Source organism: Bradyrhizobium sp. PMVTL-01 (assembly GCF_051861855.1).
Lineage (GTDB): Bacteria > Pseudomonadota > Alphaproteobacteria > Rhizobiales > Xanthobacteraceae > Bradyrhizobium.
This window is the reverse complement of sequence record NZ_CP193982.1, coordinates 3,410,637-3,426,945: the sequence shown is the minus strand read 5'-3', so window position 1 is coordinate 3,426,945 and position 16,309 is coordinate 3,410,637. Positions and strand designations below refer to the sequence as shown.

16 protein-coding genes, 2 tRNA genes and 1 pseudogene are annotated in these 16,309 nt (G+C 65.6%); 8 read left to right on the top strand and 11 right to left on the bottom strand.

Annotated features, from left to right (window positions below; translation table 11 throughout):
* Nucleotides 1-40: 40 nt before the first annotated feature.
* The gene (gene groL, locus ACRQ5Q_RS16255) at nucleotides 41-1,681 is read left to right on the top strand and encodes a chaperonin GroEL (RefSeq protein ID WP_247458406.1); all 1,641 of its coding nucleotides are present in this window, start codon (nucleotides 41-43) and stop codon (nucleotides 1,679-1,681) included.
* Between the two features lie 140 nt (nucleotides 1,682-1,821).
* Nucleotides 1,822-2,110: pseudogene (locus ACRQ5Q_RS16250) on the top strand (GIY-YIG nuclease family protein).
* Between the two features lie 107 nt (nucleotides 2,111-2,217).
* Here the strand turns inward: ACRQ5Q_RS16250 and lepB are convergent.
* The 6 genes from lepB to ACRQ5Q_RS16220 all read right to left on the bottom strand — a co-directional run bounded on the left by lepB (nucleotide 2,218) and on the right by ACRQ5Q_RS16220 (nucleotide 5,555).
* Nucleotides 2,218-2,535, bottom strand: coding sequence for a signal peptidase I (lepB, locus tag ACRQ5Q_RS16245; protein ID WP_439369042.1), 318 nt, complete (start codon nucleotides 2,533-2,535; stop codon nucleotides 2,218-2,220).
* Between the two features lie 37 nt (nucleotides 2,536-2,572).
* Nucleotides 2,573-2,728, bottom strand: coding sequence for a hypothetical protein (locus ACRQ5Q_RS16240; RefSeq protein ID WP_439398891.1), 156 nt, complete (start codon nucleotides 2,726-2,728; stop codon nucleotides 2,573-2,575).
* 158 nt (nucleotides 2,729-2,886) lie between these two features.
* Nucleotides 2,887-4,050, bottom strand: coding sequence for a slipin family protein (locus ACRQ5Q_RS16235; RefSeq protein WP_439398889.1), 1,164 nt, complete (start codon nucleotides 4,048-4,050; stop codon nucleotides 2,887-2,889).
* Nucleotides 4,051-4,389: 339 nt separating this feature from the next.
* A tRNA-Asn gene (locus tag ACRQ5Q_RS16230) sits at nucleotides 4,390-4,455 on the bottom strand.
* A 4-nt stretch (nucleotides 4,456-4,459) separates the two neighbouring features.
* Nucleotides 4,460-4,529: transfer RNA gene (locus ACRQ5Q_RS16225), tRNA-Phe, on the bottom strand.
* A gap of 192 nt (nucleotides 4,530-4,721) precedes the next feature.
* Nucleotides 4,722-5,555 (bottom strand): LysR family transcriptional regulator, encoded by an 834-nt coding sequence (locus ACRQ5Q_RS16220; RefSeq protein WP_439369045.1) that lies wholly within the window; start codon nucleotides 5,553-5,555, stop codon nucleotides 4,722-4,724.
* 128 nt (nucleotides 5,556-5,683) lie between these two features.
* Here ACRQ5Q_RS16220 and ACRQ5Q_RS16215 point away from each other — a divergent pair, with 128 nt between their 5' ends.
* Both ACRQ5Q_RS16215 and ACRQ5Q_RS16210 read left to right on the top strand, forming a co-directional pair.
* Nucleotides 5,684-6,277, top strand: coding sequence for a cysteine hydrolase family protein (locus ACRQ5Q_RS16215; RefSeq protein ID WP_439398888.1), 594 nt, complete (start codon nucleotides 5,684-5,686; stop codon nucleotides 6,275-6,277).
* A gap of 12 nt (nucleotides 6,278-6,289) precedes the next feature.
* Complete coding sequence (locus ACRQ5Q_RS16210) at nucleotides 6,290-6,919, top strand: glutathione binding-like protein (RefSeq protein WP_439369047.1); 630 nt, start codon at nucleotides 6,290-6,292, stop codon at nucleotides 6,917-6,919.
* Between the two features lie 7 nt (nucleotides 6,920-6,926).
* On the opposite strand, the gene ACRQ5Q_RS16205 is transcribed toward ACRQ5Q_RS16210, so the two are convergent.
* Nucleotides 6,927-8,000, bottom strand: a complete 1,074-nt coding sequence (locus tag ACRQ5Q_RS16205; RefSeq protein WP_439369048.1) for a DUF2778 domain-containing protein — start codon at nucleotides 7,998-8,000, stop codon at nucleotides 6,927-6,929.
* Between the two features lie 662 nt (nucleotides 8,001-8,662).
* On the opposite strand from ACRQ5Q_RS16205, the gene ACRQ5Q_RS16200 reads away from it, so the two are divergent.
* Nucleotides 8,663-9,184, top strand: a complete 522-nt coding sequence (locus ACRQ5Q_RS16200; protein ID WP_439369049.1) for a FecR domain-containing protein — start codon at nucleotides 8,663-8,665, stop codon at nucleotides 9,182-9,184.
* 94 nt (nucleotides 9,185-9,278) lie between these two features.
* Nucleotides 9,279-11,165, top strand: a complete 1,887-nt coding sequence (locus ACRQ5Q_RS16195; protein ID WP_439398886.1) for a CHASE2 domain-containing protein — start codon at nucleotides 9,279-9,281, stop codon at nucleotides 11,163-11,165.
* Between the two features lie 59 nt (nucleotides 11,166-11,224).
* Here ACRQ5Q_RS16195 and ACRQ5Q_RS16190 read toward each other — a convergent pair whose 3' ends face one another.
* The 4 genes from ACRQ5Q_RS16190 to ACRQ5Q_RS16175 form a co-directional block, all read right to left on the bottom strand.
* Entirely contained in the window at nucleotides 11,225-12,727 is a 1,503-nt protein-coding gene (locus ACRQ5Q_RS16190; RefSeq protein ID WP_439369053.1) for a glycosyltransferase family 39 protein, read from the bottom strand.
* A gap of 6 nt (nucleotides 12,728-12,733) precedes the next feature.
* The gene (locus ACRQ5Q_RS16185) at nucleotides 12,734-13,867 is read right to left on the bottom strand and encodes a glycosyltransferase family 2 protein (protein ID WP_439369055.1); all 1,134 of its coding nucleotides are present in this window, start codon (nucleotides 13,865-13,867) and stop codon (nucleotides 12,734-12,736) included.
* A 245-nt stretch (nucleotides 13,868-14,112) separates the two neighbouring features.
* On the bottom strand, nucleotides 14,113-14,316 hold the full coding sequence (locus tag ACRQ5Q_RS16180; RefSeq protein ID WP_439369057.1) for a hypothetical protein: 204 nt from the start codon (nucleotides 14,314-14,316) through the stop codon (nucleotides 14,113-14,115).
* An 89-nt stretch (nucleotides 14,317-14,405) separates the two neighbouring features.
* A complete protein-coding gene (locus tag ACRQ5Q_RS16175) occupies nucleotides 14,406-14,786 on the bottom strand; it encodes a hypothetical protein (protein ID WP_439398884.1) in 381 nt (126 codons plus the stop codon).
* A 104-nt stretch (nucleotides 14,787-14,890) separates the two neighbouring features.
* Here ACRQ5Q_RS16175 and ACRQ5Q_RS16170 point away from each other — a divergent pair, with 104 nt between their 5' ends.
* Both ACRQ5Q_RS16170 and ACRQ5Q_RS16165 read left to right on the top strand, forming a co-directional pair.
* A complete protein-coding gene (locus ACRQ5Q_RS16170; RefSeq protein ID WP_439369059.1) occupies nucleotides 14,891-15,727 on the top strand; it encodes a DUF72 domain-containing protein in 837 nt (278 codons plus the stop codon).
* Nucleotides 15,728-15,736: 9 nt separating this feature from the next.
* Nucleotides 15,737-16,198, top strand: coding sequence for a DUF488 domain-containing protein (locus ACRQ5Q_RS16165; RefSeq protein WP_439398882.1), 462 nt, complete (start codon nucleotides 15,737-15,739; stop codon nucleotides 16,196-16,198).
* Nucleotides 16,199-16,309 lie beyond the last annotated feature (111 nt).

Below are 16,309 nucleotides of genomic sequence, written 5' to 3'. Positions count from 1 at the left end.
CTCCTCCCTCCAGTCAAACATTATCCAAGGAAAATTCCAGATGGCAGCCAAAGAAGTCAAATTCTCGGTTGAAGCGCGCGACAAGATGCTGCGCGGCGTCGACATCCTCGCCAATGCGGTGAAGGTCACGCTCGGTCCGAAGGGCCGCAACGTCGTGCTCGACAAGTCGTTCGGCGCGCCCCGCATCACCAAGGACGGCGTCACCGTCGCCAAGGAGATCGAGCTCGAGGACAAGTTCGAGAACATGGGCGCGCAGATGGTGCGCGAAGTCGCCTCCAAGTCCGCTGACGCGGCCGGCGACGGCACCACCACCGCGACCGTACTCGCGGCCGCGATCGTGAAGGAAGGCGCCAAGTCGGTCGCCGCCGGCATGAACCCGATGGACCTCAAGCGCGGTATCGACCTCGCGGTCGAAGCCGTGGTTGCTGACCTCGAGAAGAACTCGAAGAAGGTCACCTCGAACGACGAGATCGCCCAGGTCGGCACCATCTCGGCGAACGGCGATGCCGAGATCGGCAAGTTCCTCTCCGACGCCATGAAGAAGGTCGGCAACGAGGGTGTCATCACCGTCGAGGAAGCCAAGTCGCTCGAGACCGAGCTCGACGTCGTGGAGGGCATGCAGTTCGACCGCGGCTACATCTCGCCCTACTTCGTCACCAACGCCGACAAGATGCGCGTTGAGATGGACGACGCCTACATCCTCATCAACGAGAAGAAGCTCTCCTCGCTGAACGAGCTGCTGCCGCTGCTCGAGGCGGTGGTGCAGACCGGCAAGCCGCTGGTCATCGTCGCCGAGGACGTCGAAGGCGAAGCGCTCGCGACCCTGGTCGTGAACCGTCTGCGCGGCGGCCTGAAGGTCGCGGCCGTCAAGGCTCCAGGCTTCGGCGATCGCCGCAAGGCCATGCTGCAGGACATCGCGATCCTGACCGGCGGCCAGGCGATCTCGGAAGATCTCGGCATCAAGCTCGAGAACGTGACGCTCAACATGCTCGGTCGCGCCAAGAAGGTGATGATCGACAAGGAGAACACCACGATCGTCAACGGCGCCGGCAAGAAGGCCGACATCGAGGCGCGCGTGGCCCAGATCAAGGCGCAGATCGAGGAGACCACCTCGGACTACGACCGTGAGAAGCTCCAGGAGCGTCTCGCCAAGCTCGCCGGCGGCGTCGCGGTGATCCGCGTCGGCGGCGCGACCGAGGTCGAGGTGAAGGAGCGCAAGGATCGCGTTGATGACGCGATGCATGCGACCCGCGCGGCCGTCGAGGAAGGCATCGTCCCGGGCGGCGGCGTCGCCCTGCTCCGTGCTTCCGAGCAGCTCAAGGGCCTGCGCACCAAGAACGACGACCAGAAGACCGGCGTCGAGATCGTGCGCAAGGCGCTGTCGGCGCCCGCTCGCCAGATCGCGATCAACGCCGGTGAAGACGGCTCGGTGATCGTCGGCAAGATCCTGGAGAACAAGGCCTACAATTACGGCTTCGACTCCCAGACCGGCGAATATGCCGACCTCGTCAAGAAGGGCATCATCGACCCGACCAAGGTGGTCCGCACCGCGATCCAGAACGCTGCCTCGGTGGCCGCGCTCCTGATCACCACGGAAGCCATGGTCGCCGAGCTGCCCAAGAAGGGCGGCGCCGGCCCGGCGATGCCCCCGGGCGGCGGCATGGGCGGCATGGACTTCTAAGGTCCGGCTACCTCGAGGACTACGAAACCCCGGCAGCGATGCCGGGTTTTTGTTTTGAGCGATACACGCCAAAGTAGTACAATTGGTCATTCCGGGGCGCGACGAAGTCGCGAGCCCGGAATCCATTTCACTACTTGCACATGGCCTATTACGTCTATCTCCTTGCCAGCAAGAAATACGGTACGCTCTACATCGGCGTGACGAACGACATCGTCCGCCGCATCCATGAGCATAAGAGCAAAGCCGTCGCCGGTTTCAGCAAAAGATACTCTGTCGACAGGCTCGTTTTGGTTCGAGATTTACGACGATCTCCTCACCGCCATCGCACGCGAGAAGGAATTGAAGAAGTGGCGAAGGGAATGGAAGGTCCGGCTTATTGAGGAGAAGAATCCTCAGTGGATCGACCTATATCCAGAAATTGCGAGCTGAGCCAGATTGATGGATTCCGGGCTCAGCGCTTCGCGCTGCCCCGGAATGACAGCCGGATATAGCGTGGCGCAACCAGGCGTCCCGCGCCGTCCCGGACGACGGTCCCCTCACTCCACCTTCCCCAGCCTCTCCATATGCGGATCGCCGTTCTCGTCCAGCGACCAGAAAATCCGCGTCACCTTGCCGATCAGATTGTCCATCGGGATGAAGCCCATCGCACTCATCATGCGGCTGTCGGTGGAGTTGTCGCGGTTGTCGCCGAGCACGAACAAATGGCCTGGCGACACGGTGTAGACGCTGGTGTTGTCGAGGAAGCCGTTGTCGATGCAGTCGTAGGTCACATAGTTCGCGCCGTTCGGCAGCGTCTCGCGCCAGCGTTTGGCCTTCGCCTGGTCATCGCCTCCGCACGCGGCATCGGCGAACACCTCCTTAAGACGTAGTCGCCGACCACCAGCGTCGGCGTCATCGAGCCCACGGGACGTTGAACGGCTGGTAGAGGAAGAAGCGAACCAGGAACGGCGGCGACCACGGCACCGGGATCAGCAGGATCAGGACGACGATCGCCTTCCATTCGCTGGATCGCGCCGCGGGCCGGATGCTCTCCTGAAAAGTGCTCATGCGCCTGCCCCGATCAAGACAATAGTCGTCGCGAGAGTACGCAACCTGCGCGCGCGTGCAATCCCCCGCGAACCTGCGAATTGGTCGCGCGTCGCGCGGATCGCGTTCACCGCAAGCGACGCGGATGTGAAGGGCCGCCCGTGGGCGGCCCTTCGGTTTCATGCGCTGTCGGGCGCCTTCAGGCGCACGAGCCGGGTCAGGAGGGCATCGAGGCCCTGGCCGTCGCCGGCATGGAGGTCGATGCGGCCGACCTTCTCGACCAGCCGCTCCAGCGACTCCAGCTCCTTGAGCCGCAGCAGCAGGGGGTTCTCCTCCATCAGGCGGGCGGTGTTCAGGAGCGAACGCGTCGCCGCGGTCTCCTCCTGCCGGCGGATCAGGTTCGCCTTCGCGACCCGCTCCGCCTCCACCACCTTGTTCACCAGCTCGCGGATTTCGCCGGGCAGGATCACGTCCTTGACGCCGAGCTCCGTCACTTCCACGCCGGACTCCGCGACGCGTGCGCGCACATAGTCGCGCAGCTCCGCATCCAGCGCCGCCTTCGCAGACAGCACCTCGTCCAGCGTCCGGCCCGCGACCGCTTCGCGGATCGCGAACTGCACCAAGCGGTACAGCCACGCATCCACGTCGGGCACGGTCGCAACCGTCCGCTCGGGATCGACCACCTTACGGAACGCCGTCAGCGTCACCCGCAGCGCGATGCGGTCCTTGGTCAGCATCTCCTGCGCGGTGATCTCGACCGCCTGGGGCCGCAGGTCGAGGCGCTTCACCTCGATCTTGCGGCCGACGGTCCAGAAGGCGTGCCGGCCGGGCGCGAGCCGCTCGACGAGCCGGCCCTCGACATAGAGCAGGCCCGCCTCGTGGTTCTCGACCACCGTTTCGGACGTCACGGCCGAGCGGTTGCGCTCGATCATGGCCAGATGCCGCGCGCTGACCTTGGGATCAGCAGACACATCGATGCGCTCGACATCGATGCGCGTTGCGACCTTCCAGTAGACGCGCACCTGCCAGGGCGTCATCAGATGCACGGGCCGGCCGTCGAGGCTGACGATGGCGATCTCGTCCGCCCTGGTCTCGACCGCCTCGAACAGCTCGGCGGCAAGATCGGGCCGCGCGGCCTTCAGCACCGCGTAGCGCTCCGCAGAAAATTCGCTGCGGACCACGTCGAGCACCTCGGCCTTCAGCTCGTGCAGTGGATCGAACAGCCGGTGCTTGCCGGGCGCGAGCACGCGCACGAGCTGCCCGTTGCGCGTCAGCAACGCACGCTCGCCATCCTTCACCGTCACGTTCAGCGTCAGCAGATGCCAAGTCTGTTCAGAAGTCATCGCACGCCTCCATCATGTTGCCTCCGGCCGGACGCGGCCGGATGGCGGGTTGCGTTTGCAAAGGACGTGAGGACACGGACGACGCTTCCTGAAAAATCGGCGGGCCGGGGCTTGAGCTTGCGTCGCGACGGGCGCACGCGCGCGATCGCGCGACGCCTGTCGCGCGGCCGTGCGGAGCCACCCGGCATCGGCGCAAGCGGTATCTACCCGCGGCGCAAAGCCGGTCTCACAGTGTCGTTGTTCGGACGAAAGCCTTTTGGGCAATGCGGCCGGACGGCGACTGAAGCGCGCGTCCGGTCCCCTTCAGAGGTATCAGCTTATCAGGCTGAAACGGAGCGCTGGAGCGGGATTCGAACCCGCGACAGGATGAGTAACAGTCATCTGCTCTACCAAACTGAGCTATCCTTTGTGCAAGAGACCGGAATCGAACCGATGCCTTCGGGTGTTCAGCCCGACGCTCTCCATGAGCTACGTCCTGCGTTTCTCCTTCATTCGGCGGAACACGAAACCGGAGACCGGCCCGCGCCAGTCGGGATCCCAGGAAGCCCGAACCCATGGCCTAGCGAAGGACGGCGCTAATAGACCAGGCACGTTCGGGTTGCAAGAGGGGTGGCAAGATTTTTCCTCGCACCTTGCGCGCTGTGACGCGATCGTCACACCGAGGCATCGCGTCAACCGCGCGACATCTCGTGGAAACACGCCCTCACCCAGTCGATGGTCACGCGCGCTGCAGCGTCGCGCTTGAGATGGTTCTGCACCAGCAGCCAGACGTCGCGCCGCTTCGGCAGCAGCGTGGCGCGCAGGCGGCGATCGCCGAGCAGGTCCGCGCAAACATATTCCGGCAGCACACCGGCGGCCTGATGCGCGCGGATCAGGTTACGAATGACGCGAACGTTGTCGGTGACGCAGCGCGCGCGGGCCTTCTTCGTGCGCAGGAATTGCGTCTCGGGAATGGCACCGAGTTCGTCCGGATAGGCGCACAGCATCGGCTCGCCCCCGGTCGTATCAGGCTCGAAATAATAGATGCGGATGTCGCCGAGCCTCGAGATCGCGAAGTCGCCCTTGTCGGGTTTGCGCAGGCGGATGGCGAGATCGGCCTCCCAGCGCGAAAATTTGACGTTCTCGCTCGAGGTGAGGAATTGCAGCGTCAGGCCGGGATTTGCACGCAGGAAGTCGCTCGCGCGCGGCGACAGCACCTCCTCGGCGACCGTGTTGGTGGAAGCGATGCGCAGGCGTCCCACCGGACCTTCCAGGCTTGCGCTGAGACGGCCGATCTCGGCGGCATGGGCGGCCATCGCCTCGACATGCGCCAGCACCGCCTCGCAACTGCGCGTCGGTCTGCGGACGCCGTCGGCGGCCTCGAACAGACGCAAACCGAGCGCACGCTCGATGCGCGACAGCCTGCGCCCGACCGTCGTCTCGTCGATGCGCAGCCGCGCGCTGGCACCGGCATAGCTGCCCTCGTCCCTGACGGCGGCGATGATGCGCAGATCGTCCCAATTCATCGTGCGAGGTTATACCGGGCGGGAGGAGCCTGCAATATCGCAGCCATCCGCTGCAATATCCCTGCATATCGGCAGCCATCGCCGGGGCTATGTTGGTTCGGCCTTTTGCTCCGGAGATTTCAAACACCATGACGAACGCCAAGACCCTGCTGCAGCTCGCCGGCGCCGATCTCAACCCGCCGCGTCTTGCCGACGCAGCGCTGGTGCTGATCGATATCCAGAACGAATATCTCGCAGGCCCTCTCGCATTGGCCGACGCACGACCTGCGATCGCGCGGGCAGCCGCGCTGCTGGCGCGGGGACGCGAGAGCGGAGCCGCGATCATCCATATCGCCCATCGCGGCAAGGCCCGCGGCCTGTTCGATCGCGGCGCTGAGCGCGGCGCCATCGTCGCCGAACTCAGCCCCGTTGCGGGTGAGCTGGTGATCGAGAAGGAGCTGCCGAACGCGTTTGCCGGCACCGATTTGCGGGCGCGCCTCGCCGCGACCGACAGGAAGAACATCGTGCTGGCCGGCTTCATGACGCATATGTGCATCAGCTCCACGGCGCGCGCCGCGCTCGACCTCGGTTTTCGCACCACGATCGACGCCGACGCCTGCGCCACGCGCGACCTGCCGGACGGCCGCGGCGGCACGCTGGACGCTCGGACCATTCATGAGGTTGCGCTCGCCGAGCTATCCGACCGCTTCGCCATCATCGCGCGCGGCGATGCACTGAAATAATGGAGCAACGCAATGCTGCAACTCTATTTCTCGCCGATGGCCTGCTCGCTCGCGAGCCGTATCGCGCTGATGGAAGCAGGCTTCGACGCGCGCTATCATCTGGTGCATCTCAGGACCAAGATGATCGCGGACGACGACAGCGATTTTCACGGCGTATCGCCGAAGGGAGCCGTGCCGGTCCTCGTGCTGGAGAACGGCGAGCGGCTGACTGAAAGCGCGGCGGTGCTGCAATACATCGCCGATCTGAAACCGGAGACGGGTCTTGCGCCGCGGCTCGGCGATCCCGATCGCTATCGCCTGCAGGAATGGCTGAGCTTCATCGGCGCCGAGATCCACAAAGCGTTCCTGTTTCCGACCTTCTGGTACAAGGACGACGGCTCGCTCGCCAAGCCCCGGGCACGAATCCCGCAGACCTTGTCGGTGCCGTCAGCGCACCTTGCGAACCGCGAATTCCTCGTCGGCAACAGCTTCACCGTCGCGGATGCCCATCTCACCTGGGCGCTGCTGCTGCTCCGTCCCGCAGGGGTAGACGTCGCCCAGTGGCCGTCGCTGGCGGCCTATCTCGAACGCATGCAGGCGCGGCCCGCGGTGCGGGAGGCGATCGCGACCGAGATGGCGCTGCGCAAGAGCGTGGCGGCCTAGGCGCGGATCAATCCACCCGCGCCAACACCGCGAGCTTGCGGATGCCCTTGTTGCGGTAGGCGTCGAGGAACGCGTAGTAGTCCTTGAATGACACGCAGCCGTTGGAGTCGCCGTTCGGCCCGAGCATGAAGGTGTGCGCGAGCAGGCCGTCGCGGCCGTAGATCGCGCTCTCGCCGCCGATCGGGGTCAGGCGCAGCGCCGGCACGCCGTGGAACAGCGCCTCGCGCGGCTTCAGCGTGTAGATGTGCGGCGGCGTCACGCCACGCATGCGGATTTTGGAGGAGCGCGGATCGTCGAGATTGGAGCCGAGGCCGGAATGCGCCTCGAGCCTGGTGCCATCGGGCAGATACACCATCTTGGCGGTGATGTCGTACACCGCAGTGTCGCGCTCATAGGGCGGCGCGCCGCCGAGCATCGGGTTCTGCTCCCTCGGCGCGATGGATGCGGTCACGCTGGCATCGGCCGAGGCATAGGCGAGCAGCCCGCCGGACGGCTCACGCTTGCCCCAGAGCTTCTCCACCATCGACTGGCGCGGACCGGTGATCGACATCACCGCGGCCTTGGCGCGGTCGGCGAAGGACTTTGGTTTTGCCTCCGGCGCCGGCACGATCTCGGCCGGATCCGCCGAGGCGAGTTGCACCTGGCCCTCCGGCGCGCGCTTGGCCTTGGCGGCATCCGCGACCTTGGCAGAAGCCGGCTTCAGCGCTTCCGCGACCTTCGCGATCACGCTCTGCTTCGGGGCGTCTTTGGCCGCAGCAACCTGGGTCGCCGGCGCGGCGCTCGCCGCACTCGACGGCACGCCCTGCGTGGCAGCGGCGGCAAAGCGCTCGTTGAACATCTCGCGCGAGATCGGCGCTGCGACCTGGAGCCGGTCCGGCAGCAGGGCGAAGGTCTCGTTGATGGCCTCGCTGGCCTCGCGCAGCACCACCTTGGGCGCACGCTTGATCACGGGCTCGTCGTAGCCAATGCTGCCGACGGTCGGATAGACGCTCGCGCCGAAGATGTTGCTGTGGATGGTCCAGGCGGCGCCGATCACGGCGCAGCCGATCGCGGCGGCGCCAAGCCAATTGGTGGTCGTCATTTTCCGGGAAGGCTTCCGAAGAGAATTCTTGCCAGGATTTTTGGACTTTCGTGCCGCGTTACTCTGCGCAGCGATACTCGTACTCATTCGCCTTGCGTCCAGAACGGTGTCACTCAGTCCCCCTTCGAAGCGCCGCTGGTCACGATCCGGGAACAGCATCTCGCAGAGGGTCGGAGCGTCATTAAGGCGACTTTTAGTTAAATGCGGATTAAGTTCGGGCAGATGTGGGGCAGCTCGTTAACGCTGTCTCATTGTGAGAAAAAAGCCCGCAGAACTGCGGACTTAGTCGCGTTTGTTAACCATAATTCTCGGCCGGATCTGGCGATCAACCGACGTCTTACGGCCACCTCTCTAGGACATCCAACCAAGTCATTTTCGTGGTCTTCAATGCCCCGATCATAACGGGGAAGCTTGCGCGAGGCTGGTGCGCGCCATGTCCCATTCGCACCCCGACCCTCTCCCGTCAGAACGGGGAGAGGGAGAAGAGTCGGTGCTCACGCAGCGCGGCTGCCCTGACTGAAAGTTGATCGCATCGGATCTGGAAAATGCCGCAGCGCGAAAATACCTGCGAGAGGCGGCACTGTTCAGCAGCCTCCGCGGGTGATACGGTACCGTATCAGCATCGCCTTGAACTGTGCCGAGCACGCAAAACGGAGGCTGGCATGAAAGGGGTCGCACGCGCCGGATTCATTGCCCTGGCGTGGACGTTGTCGTTGACGGGACGCGCGGCGGCGCAGCCGGCCAACGCAGGTTGCACGCCGTCGCCATCCGCAGCCGGAACGCAAGTCTGGCGCTGCGACAACGGCATCACGATCGTTGCGGAGAATGGCGCCAGGTTTGAACTTAAGGACGCCAACCGCGACGGACATATCGACTCCGTCGAGTTGAGCAGCAAGGCGCTGCTGGTCGATGTGCCCAAAAAGCCCGGCGGCAATCCTTTCAAGGTGCTGACGCCACGGGCGATCGCCGCGGTGCGCGGCACGAAATGGGCCGTCGATGTCGCGGAGGCCAAAACCGCGGTCTTCGTCGCCGATGGCCGTGTCGGCGTCTCCCGCAGGAGTGGCGGGCGCGGCGTCGTGCTCGGAGCGGGCGAAGGCGTCGACGTCGAGGCGACCGGCCCGTTGACCGTCAAGACATGGGGCCAGCCGCGCGTCGACGCGCTGATGGCAAGACTGGGTCAATAAGACTGGGTCAATAAGACTGGGCCAATGAGGCCCCGAGAATACGATTAAGGTTCGCGCAGCAAGGCCCGGGCGACAAAGAAGATTGCATGACGTCATGACGAGACGCGTTCAGATTCTGGTGGCTCTTGTCCTCACCGCGCTGTGGGGCGCCGGCATCTATGCGGCTCACGCCAACGGTCATCTGCGCTTTCTCGATCGCCTCGAGGCGACGCTGACGGATTGGCGGACGCAGGTCCGCGGCGTGCAGGCGCCGCCAGATCTCGTCACCATTGTCGCAATCGACGACACCGTGGTGAAGCGCGGCGGCAGCTATCCGCTACCGCGCGCCGATCTCGCCCGTGTCGTCGACAGCATCGTGCAGTTCAAGCCCAAGGTCGTCGCCATCGACCTCCTGCTGGTCGACCCCAGCGCCGCGATCGGCGATGCCACGCTCGCCAATACGCTAGCCACCGGTCCCATGGTGCTTGCCGCCGCGGCGATCTTCCCGAGCGCCAGCGAGACCGTGGAGTCCGGCAGCCGGGGCCCCCTCGCCGTGCTGCCGCAGGCCGAGCGCTTCCTGCTGCCGTTGCCGGCGTTTGCCGACCACGCCGAGGTCGGCGTCGTCAACGTCGCGACCGGGCAATCGGGCTCGCCGCTTTCGGTGCCAATGCTGTTCCGGACGCACGACAAGGTCGAGCTCTCATTCCCCTTGCGCGTGGCGACCCGCGCGCTCGACAAGCCGCTGACGATCGCGCCGGATCGCTTGATGCTGGGCGATCGCGCGGTGCCGACCGACAGCGACTTCGCGCTGCCGATCACCTATTACGGTCCGCGCCGCACCATCCGCACCGTGAGCGCACAGAGCATCTTCGACGGCACGCTCAACCGCGCGGCGATCGAGAACCGGATCGTGGTGATCGGTGCCTCGGTCGCCGGCGGCGGTGACTTCTATCCGACGCCGTTCGATTCCCTCATGCCCGGCGTCGAAGTGATCTCCACTGCCATCACGCATCTCGTCGCCGGCGACGGCATCGTGCGCGACCACAAGGTTCATATCGCCGACGCGCTGACCGCGATCCTGCTGCCGGTGCTGCTGGTCGGCCTGCTCGCCTGGCGGCGCAGCGCGCTCGGGCTCGTCGCGGCCGCCGTCGTGATGATCGCCTGGGCCGGGCTCAACCTGTTCGCTTTCACGCACGGCCTGTGGCTCAACGCTGCGACCACGCTCGCGGCGACAGTGCCGCCGGTTGCGGTCTTTGCCGGCGTGCAGCTCTGGGCCGGCGGCCGCAAGGCGCAATATCTCACTGCCAAGAGCAGGTCGCTGGCGCAGTTCCAGGCGCCGGCGGTGCAGGAATGGCTGGCGCGGGATCCCGATTTCCTGGCGAAGCCGGTGCGGCAGGATGCGGCCGTCGTCTTCATCGATCTCTCGGGCTTCACCGCGCTCAGCGAGCGGACCGATCCCGATGCGTTGCGGGACATCCTGAATGCGTTTCACGCGCGGATCGACACGGCTGCGACCGCGTGCGGCGGCATCGTCACCAGCTTCCTCGGCGACGGCGCCATGATCCTGTTCGGCCTGCCCGGCGCGATGCCTGATGATGCGGCGCGCGCGCTCAAATGCGCCATCGAGCTGCATCGCAGCGTCGATCGCTGGATCGCTTCGCTGCCGCCCGTAATCGGGGATCAGCTCGGCTTCAAGATCGGCGCGCATTGCGGCCCGATCGTCGCCTCGCGGCTCGGCGGCAGCCACCAGCACATCACCGCGACCGGCGACACCGTCAACGTCGCGAACCGGCTGATGGAGGTCGCGGCCCAGAACGGCGCGTGCCTCGCGCTGAGCGATACGCTGCTGGATGCGGCCGACTACCTCGGCGACCCCGACAGCACGTTGAGAGGCCCGCTGCGCACGCAGGTCCGCGGCCGCTCCGGTACGGTCGCGGTCTGGTTCTGGCGCGACGAGAGCAAGCCGGGCGCGGCGGCCCCCGGAGCCGAGATGATCGACTGAATAACCGCCGCTATGCGTCCAACATTCCGCTGTCGTCCGGGCGGAGACAGCGCGGCCGCCTACCGCGCTTCCGGCGGCGGCGAGCGGTCGAGCACGTCGCCCCTGGCGCCTTCCAGCAAATCGATACCGTAGGTCTCGACCACGAGCGGGCCGCGCTTGCGCTGCAATTGCGCGATTTGCGTCACCTTCGCAAAGAGCTCGTCGAGCGCGGGATGACCGCCTGCGCGCAGCTCGTCGACATAGAGCAGCTTGCCGGCGAGCAGCCTGGGATCGGGCTCGGGCATGTTGACCCAGCGGATGCGCTGGTTCTGCTGCACCACGCAGGTGCCACGCGGAAGATAGAAGGCGAGCCAGCCCGTGGTGCCGTAATCCGGCGCGAGCAGACAGGTCGCACCATTGCGCGCGCGCTCGGCTTCGATTTGCGCGGCGAGCTCGCGCCAGCCGACGCCGACACTGCGCACGGTCGCGTCGCGGCGATAGCCCGACAGCCAGCCGGTGTTCGCCTGCACGATCAGCGCCGCAAACATCACGATGCCGGTGGGCGCGGCCCAGCGCAGGCAGAAGTCCGCCAGGCGCCGCTGGCGCGGCGGCCATTGCACGAGATTGGCGGCGGCCGCGGCCGCAATCACGAAGGGCGGATAGACCGGCGCGAACCAGTTGGCCTCGACGCGGGCATGCAGCGAATGCCAGACGAAATAGGCGACGATGGTCCAGAACATCGCCTCGATCAGCACGCGCGAGGCCAGCGCGCCGGCCCGGTGCCAGGTCAGCGCGTGCAGGCCCATCGCCCCTAGAATGAAGACCAGCGGGGTCGCGAACGCGACCTGGGTGGGGATCAGCTCGGCGATGAAGACGGGACGGAAGTCCTCGATCCTGGCGCGGCCGAGCTGCTTTGCGAACGAGACCCATTGGTGGTCCGCGTTCCAGTGGATCACCGGCGAGAACAGCGCCAGCGCAACGAGTCCGCCGAGATAGGGCCAGGGCGAGAGAAACCACCGCCAGAGCTTCGGCACGGACGCGAGCCAGATCAGGATGGCGGCGCCAAAGAACATCGCGGTGTATTTCGACAGCAGCGCCGCGCCGACCGCGGCGCCGACCGCAAGCCACCAGACGCCGCGACCGGTCTCCAGCACTTTTGCGAGGAAGAACAGCACGAAGCTGGAGGCGACCAGCAGCGGCGCATCGGGGGTCACGATCAGCGTGCCGACCGAGGCCAGCAGCGTCACGTTGAGCAGGATGGCGCTGGTCGCTGCGACACGGGCGCCGCCGAACAGGATCGCGGCCGAGCGGTAGATCGCATAGCTCATCGGCAGCGCGAGCAGGATCGAGACGAGGCGGACGCCGAGCTCGGTGTCGCCGGCGATCATGGTGCCGGCGCGGATGACGTAGGCGACCATCGGCGGGTGGTCGTAGTAGCCACCGGCCAGGTTCTTCGACCACATCCAGTAATAGGCTTCGTCGAAGGTAACAGGCGTGAAGGCGGCCGCGACGAGCCGCAGGGCGACCAGCGCGAGAATCGCCAGCGCGGTGTTGCGGACGATCCGCGCGTCAGCTCCGCCCATCTCGCGCTATTTCTTGCGCCAGACGAACAGTCCGGACATCGCGTAGTTCCACACCACGCCCATCAGCGCGCCGGCCAGGCCGGCCAGCCACCAGATCGGCTCCTGGTCATAGACCGAGAAGGCGACGCCGACATTGGCGAGCAGACCGACGCTGCACACGATGTAGAAGGCGATCAGGCCGCGCAGCAGCGCAAAGCCCTTCAGCCGCTGGTCGCGATAGGTGAGGAAGTTGTTGAGGATGAAATTGCTGGTCATGGCGACCATGGCGCCGGCGGCCTGCGCCTCCGCGAACGGGGCCTTGAACAATTGGAGTGCGATGAACAGCGTGGTGAGATGCACCACAAGGCCGATGCCGCCGACCATCGCGAACAGGATGAAGCGCAGCGAGACGATGTCGTTGGTCAGCTTGGCCAGCACGAGGCCGAGGAAATCAAGCGCGACCATGGAATCCAGCTTGCTCTCGCCGTGCTGGCGGGCGCCGAAGGTGTAGGGAATCTCGACGGTGCGCAAGCTGCCATGGGCGGTCGCGACGACGTCGAGCAGGATCTTGAAGCCGTGCACCGACAGCTTTGGCGCGAGCTGCTCAAAACGGTCGCGGCGCATCATGAAGAAGCCGCTCATGGGATCGGCGATCTCGACCCGCAGCACCTTCTTTGCCACCTCGGTCGCAAGCGCGCTGGCGCCGGCGCGCTGCTTGTTGAAGCCCTCGCTCTTGTAGCCCTCGATGTAGCGGCTGCCGACCACGAGCTCGGCCTGGTCGCTGGCGAGCAGCAACAGCATCTTCGGCAGCTGCGTCTCGTCGTGCTGGAGGTCGGCGTCGATCACGGCCACATACGGCGCGCTGGAGGCCAGGATGCCCTCGATGCAGGCGCCCGACAGGCCGCGGCGGCCGATGCGGCGGACGCAGCGCACGCGGCTGTCGCGCTGCGCCAGATCACGCACCACGTCCCAGGTGCCGTCGGGCGAATTGTCGTCGACGAACACGACTTCCCAGGCGATATTGACGAGTGTCGCCTCAAGGCGCCGGTACAGCACCGTGACATTGTCGCGCTCGTTGAAAGTCGGGACGATGACCGACAGTTCCGGCCCTTCTTGAGCCTGCGGCGGATGGTCGGAGCCCGGTCTGATCGCTTCATTCATGACGGCAGCGTATATCCGCCGCGTCCTGCGCTGCCAAGCCGGGGTTTTTGAGGAGGAACGGGCCAAAAGCGGCCCTAAAATGCCAACGACCCCGGAACGGCAGACCGCGCGTACATCCGGCGCAGGCCCAAGCTATTCCAAGGTCGTCCCAGCGCCGGAGTATCTCTCTCAACGTCGCCGTTGAAGGCTAGATAGGAACGACAAAAGCGCTTCGCAAGGGGGCAAAAGGGCCGATTCTCGCGCCCTTATTGGTTGGGCACTTCCCGGATCACCGGGCCTCGCGGCGCGGGCGCGGCGGGGGCTGCGGGCGCCGCAGCTGGGGCCGGCTCGACCCTGGCCGGCTTGGGGGGCTTGCCGTACTGGCCAATCGGCCCGAAGACGACGGCGACCGCGAGCACGACAGCCGCCACGATCGCGCCCAGAATGCCACCCACCGACTCAGACGACATGGAAGCCCGTCCCTGTTCCAGATGCGGCGAGTGATACCACGGATGCGCGCGGTGCCGGAAGGGCCACGGGGCCACAGTGGTCAATCGTACTATTTCTGCGGCGGCCTGTGCTTGACGAAGGCCGTCACGATGTCCTTCTGCGCCGACTCCACCGCCCTGTTCGCGGTCGCAAGATGGGCGCCCGCATCGATGTTCGGATATTGTGTGGTGAGATAGTCGAGCAAGGCGACGCGGTAGTATTGCCGCTCCGACGGACAGGCGCCGGCGACCGAGCGGCCGAAATCCTGCTCCGACAGGCCCTGATTGGAATCGCGCGAATATTCCCGCGCCAGGCAATGCCAGTAATCGTCGCGACCCTGCAGGGCGAGCTTCTGCGCGTTCTTGTCGTCGTCATCGTCCGCCATCACAGCAGACGTCATGGCAGCAGTTGTCATCATGATGAGCGCCGCTCCCAGCCTCAGCAGCCGCATCTTGTTCTCCTTCTGCGCAGATGATCTCCGCAAGCTTAGACGGGACGCGGCAACTGGCCAATCACAACTGGTTTGACTAGTATGCCGACCTCCCCTCCACGTCGATGCGAGATCCTTCCGTGGCCAAAGCAAAAACCGTGTCCAAAAAATCCGGCAAGATCTTCATCGGCGTCGGCGGCTGGACCTTCGAGCCCTGGCGCGGCGTGTTCTATCCGGAGAAGCTGACGCAGGCGAAGGAGCTGTCCTATGCGGCATCGAAGCTGACCTCGATCGAGATCAACGGCACCTATTACGGCTCGCAGAAGCCGGAGAGCTTTCGCAAATGGGCGAGCGAGGTGCCCGATGGCTTCGTGTTCTCGGTGAAGGGACCGCGCTTCGCCACCAACCGCCGCGTGCTGGCCGAGGCCGGCGACTCCATCAAGCGGTTTTATGATTCCGGCGTGCTGGAACTCGGCGACCATCTCGGCCCCGTGCTGTGGCAGTTCGCGCCGACCAAGAAGTTCGACGGCGCCGATTTCGGCAAGTTTTTGGAGCTGCTGCCGCGCAAGCTCGACGGGCGTGCGCTGCGCCATGTGGTCGAGGTCCGCCACGACAGCTTCTGCACGCCTGACTTCGTCGCGCTGATCCGCGAATTCGAGACGCCCGTGGTGTTCGCCGAGCACGGCAAATATCCAGCCATGGCCGACGTTGCCGGCGATTTCGTCTATGCGCGGCTGCAGAAGGGCAACGACGACATCAAGACCTGCTATCCGCCGAAGCAGCTCGATGCCTGGGCCGAGCGCTTCAAGGATTGGGCTTCGGGCGGTGAACCGGACGACCTGCCGAAGGTTGACAAGGCAAAGCCGAAGAAGGAACCACGCGACGTGTTCGCCTATGTCATCCACGAGGGCAAGGTGCGCGCGCCGCACGGCGCCATGGAACTGATCGCGCGGGTGAGCTGAGGATGCTTCATGGCAAAGGCGAAGAAGCTGTTCACCATCGGCTATGAGCAGACGCCGCCCAAGGCGGTGCTGGACGAGCTCGAAGACGCCGGCGTCAAGCTCGTCGTCGACGTGCGCGCGGTGACGTCGTCGCGCCGGCCGGGCTTTTCCAAGAAGCAGCTGTCCGCAGGCCTCGACGAACGCGGCATCGCCTATGTCCATCTCGCCGCGCTCGGCACGCCCAAGGAGGGGCGGCTAGCCGCCCGCAGCGGGCAATACGACGTGCTGGAGAAGATCTATTCAAAGCACCTGAAGACGCCGCAGGCGAAGGAAGAGATGGACGAGCTCTCGGCGCTGGTGAAGAAGGCCGGCCCCGTCTGCCTGCTCTGCTACGAGCGCGATCACACCCACTGCCACCGCCAGATGATCGCGGAAATCATCGAGGAGCGCGACGGGGTGACGGTGAAGAATCTGGCGGGGCGGCAGGCGTAGGCGTCGTTGGCACCGGCCTTCACCGTAGCCGTCATCCCGAGGCGGCCGCTTCTTCAGCGGCCCTCGAAGGACGACGGCGTGCCCGGGGCTGCACCCAGGCAATTCATCCTT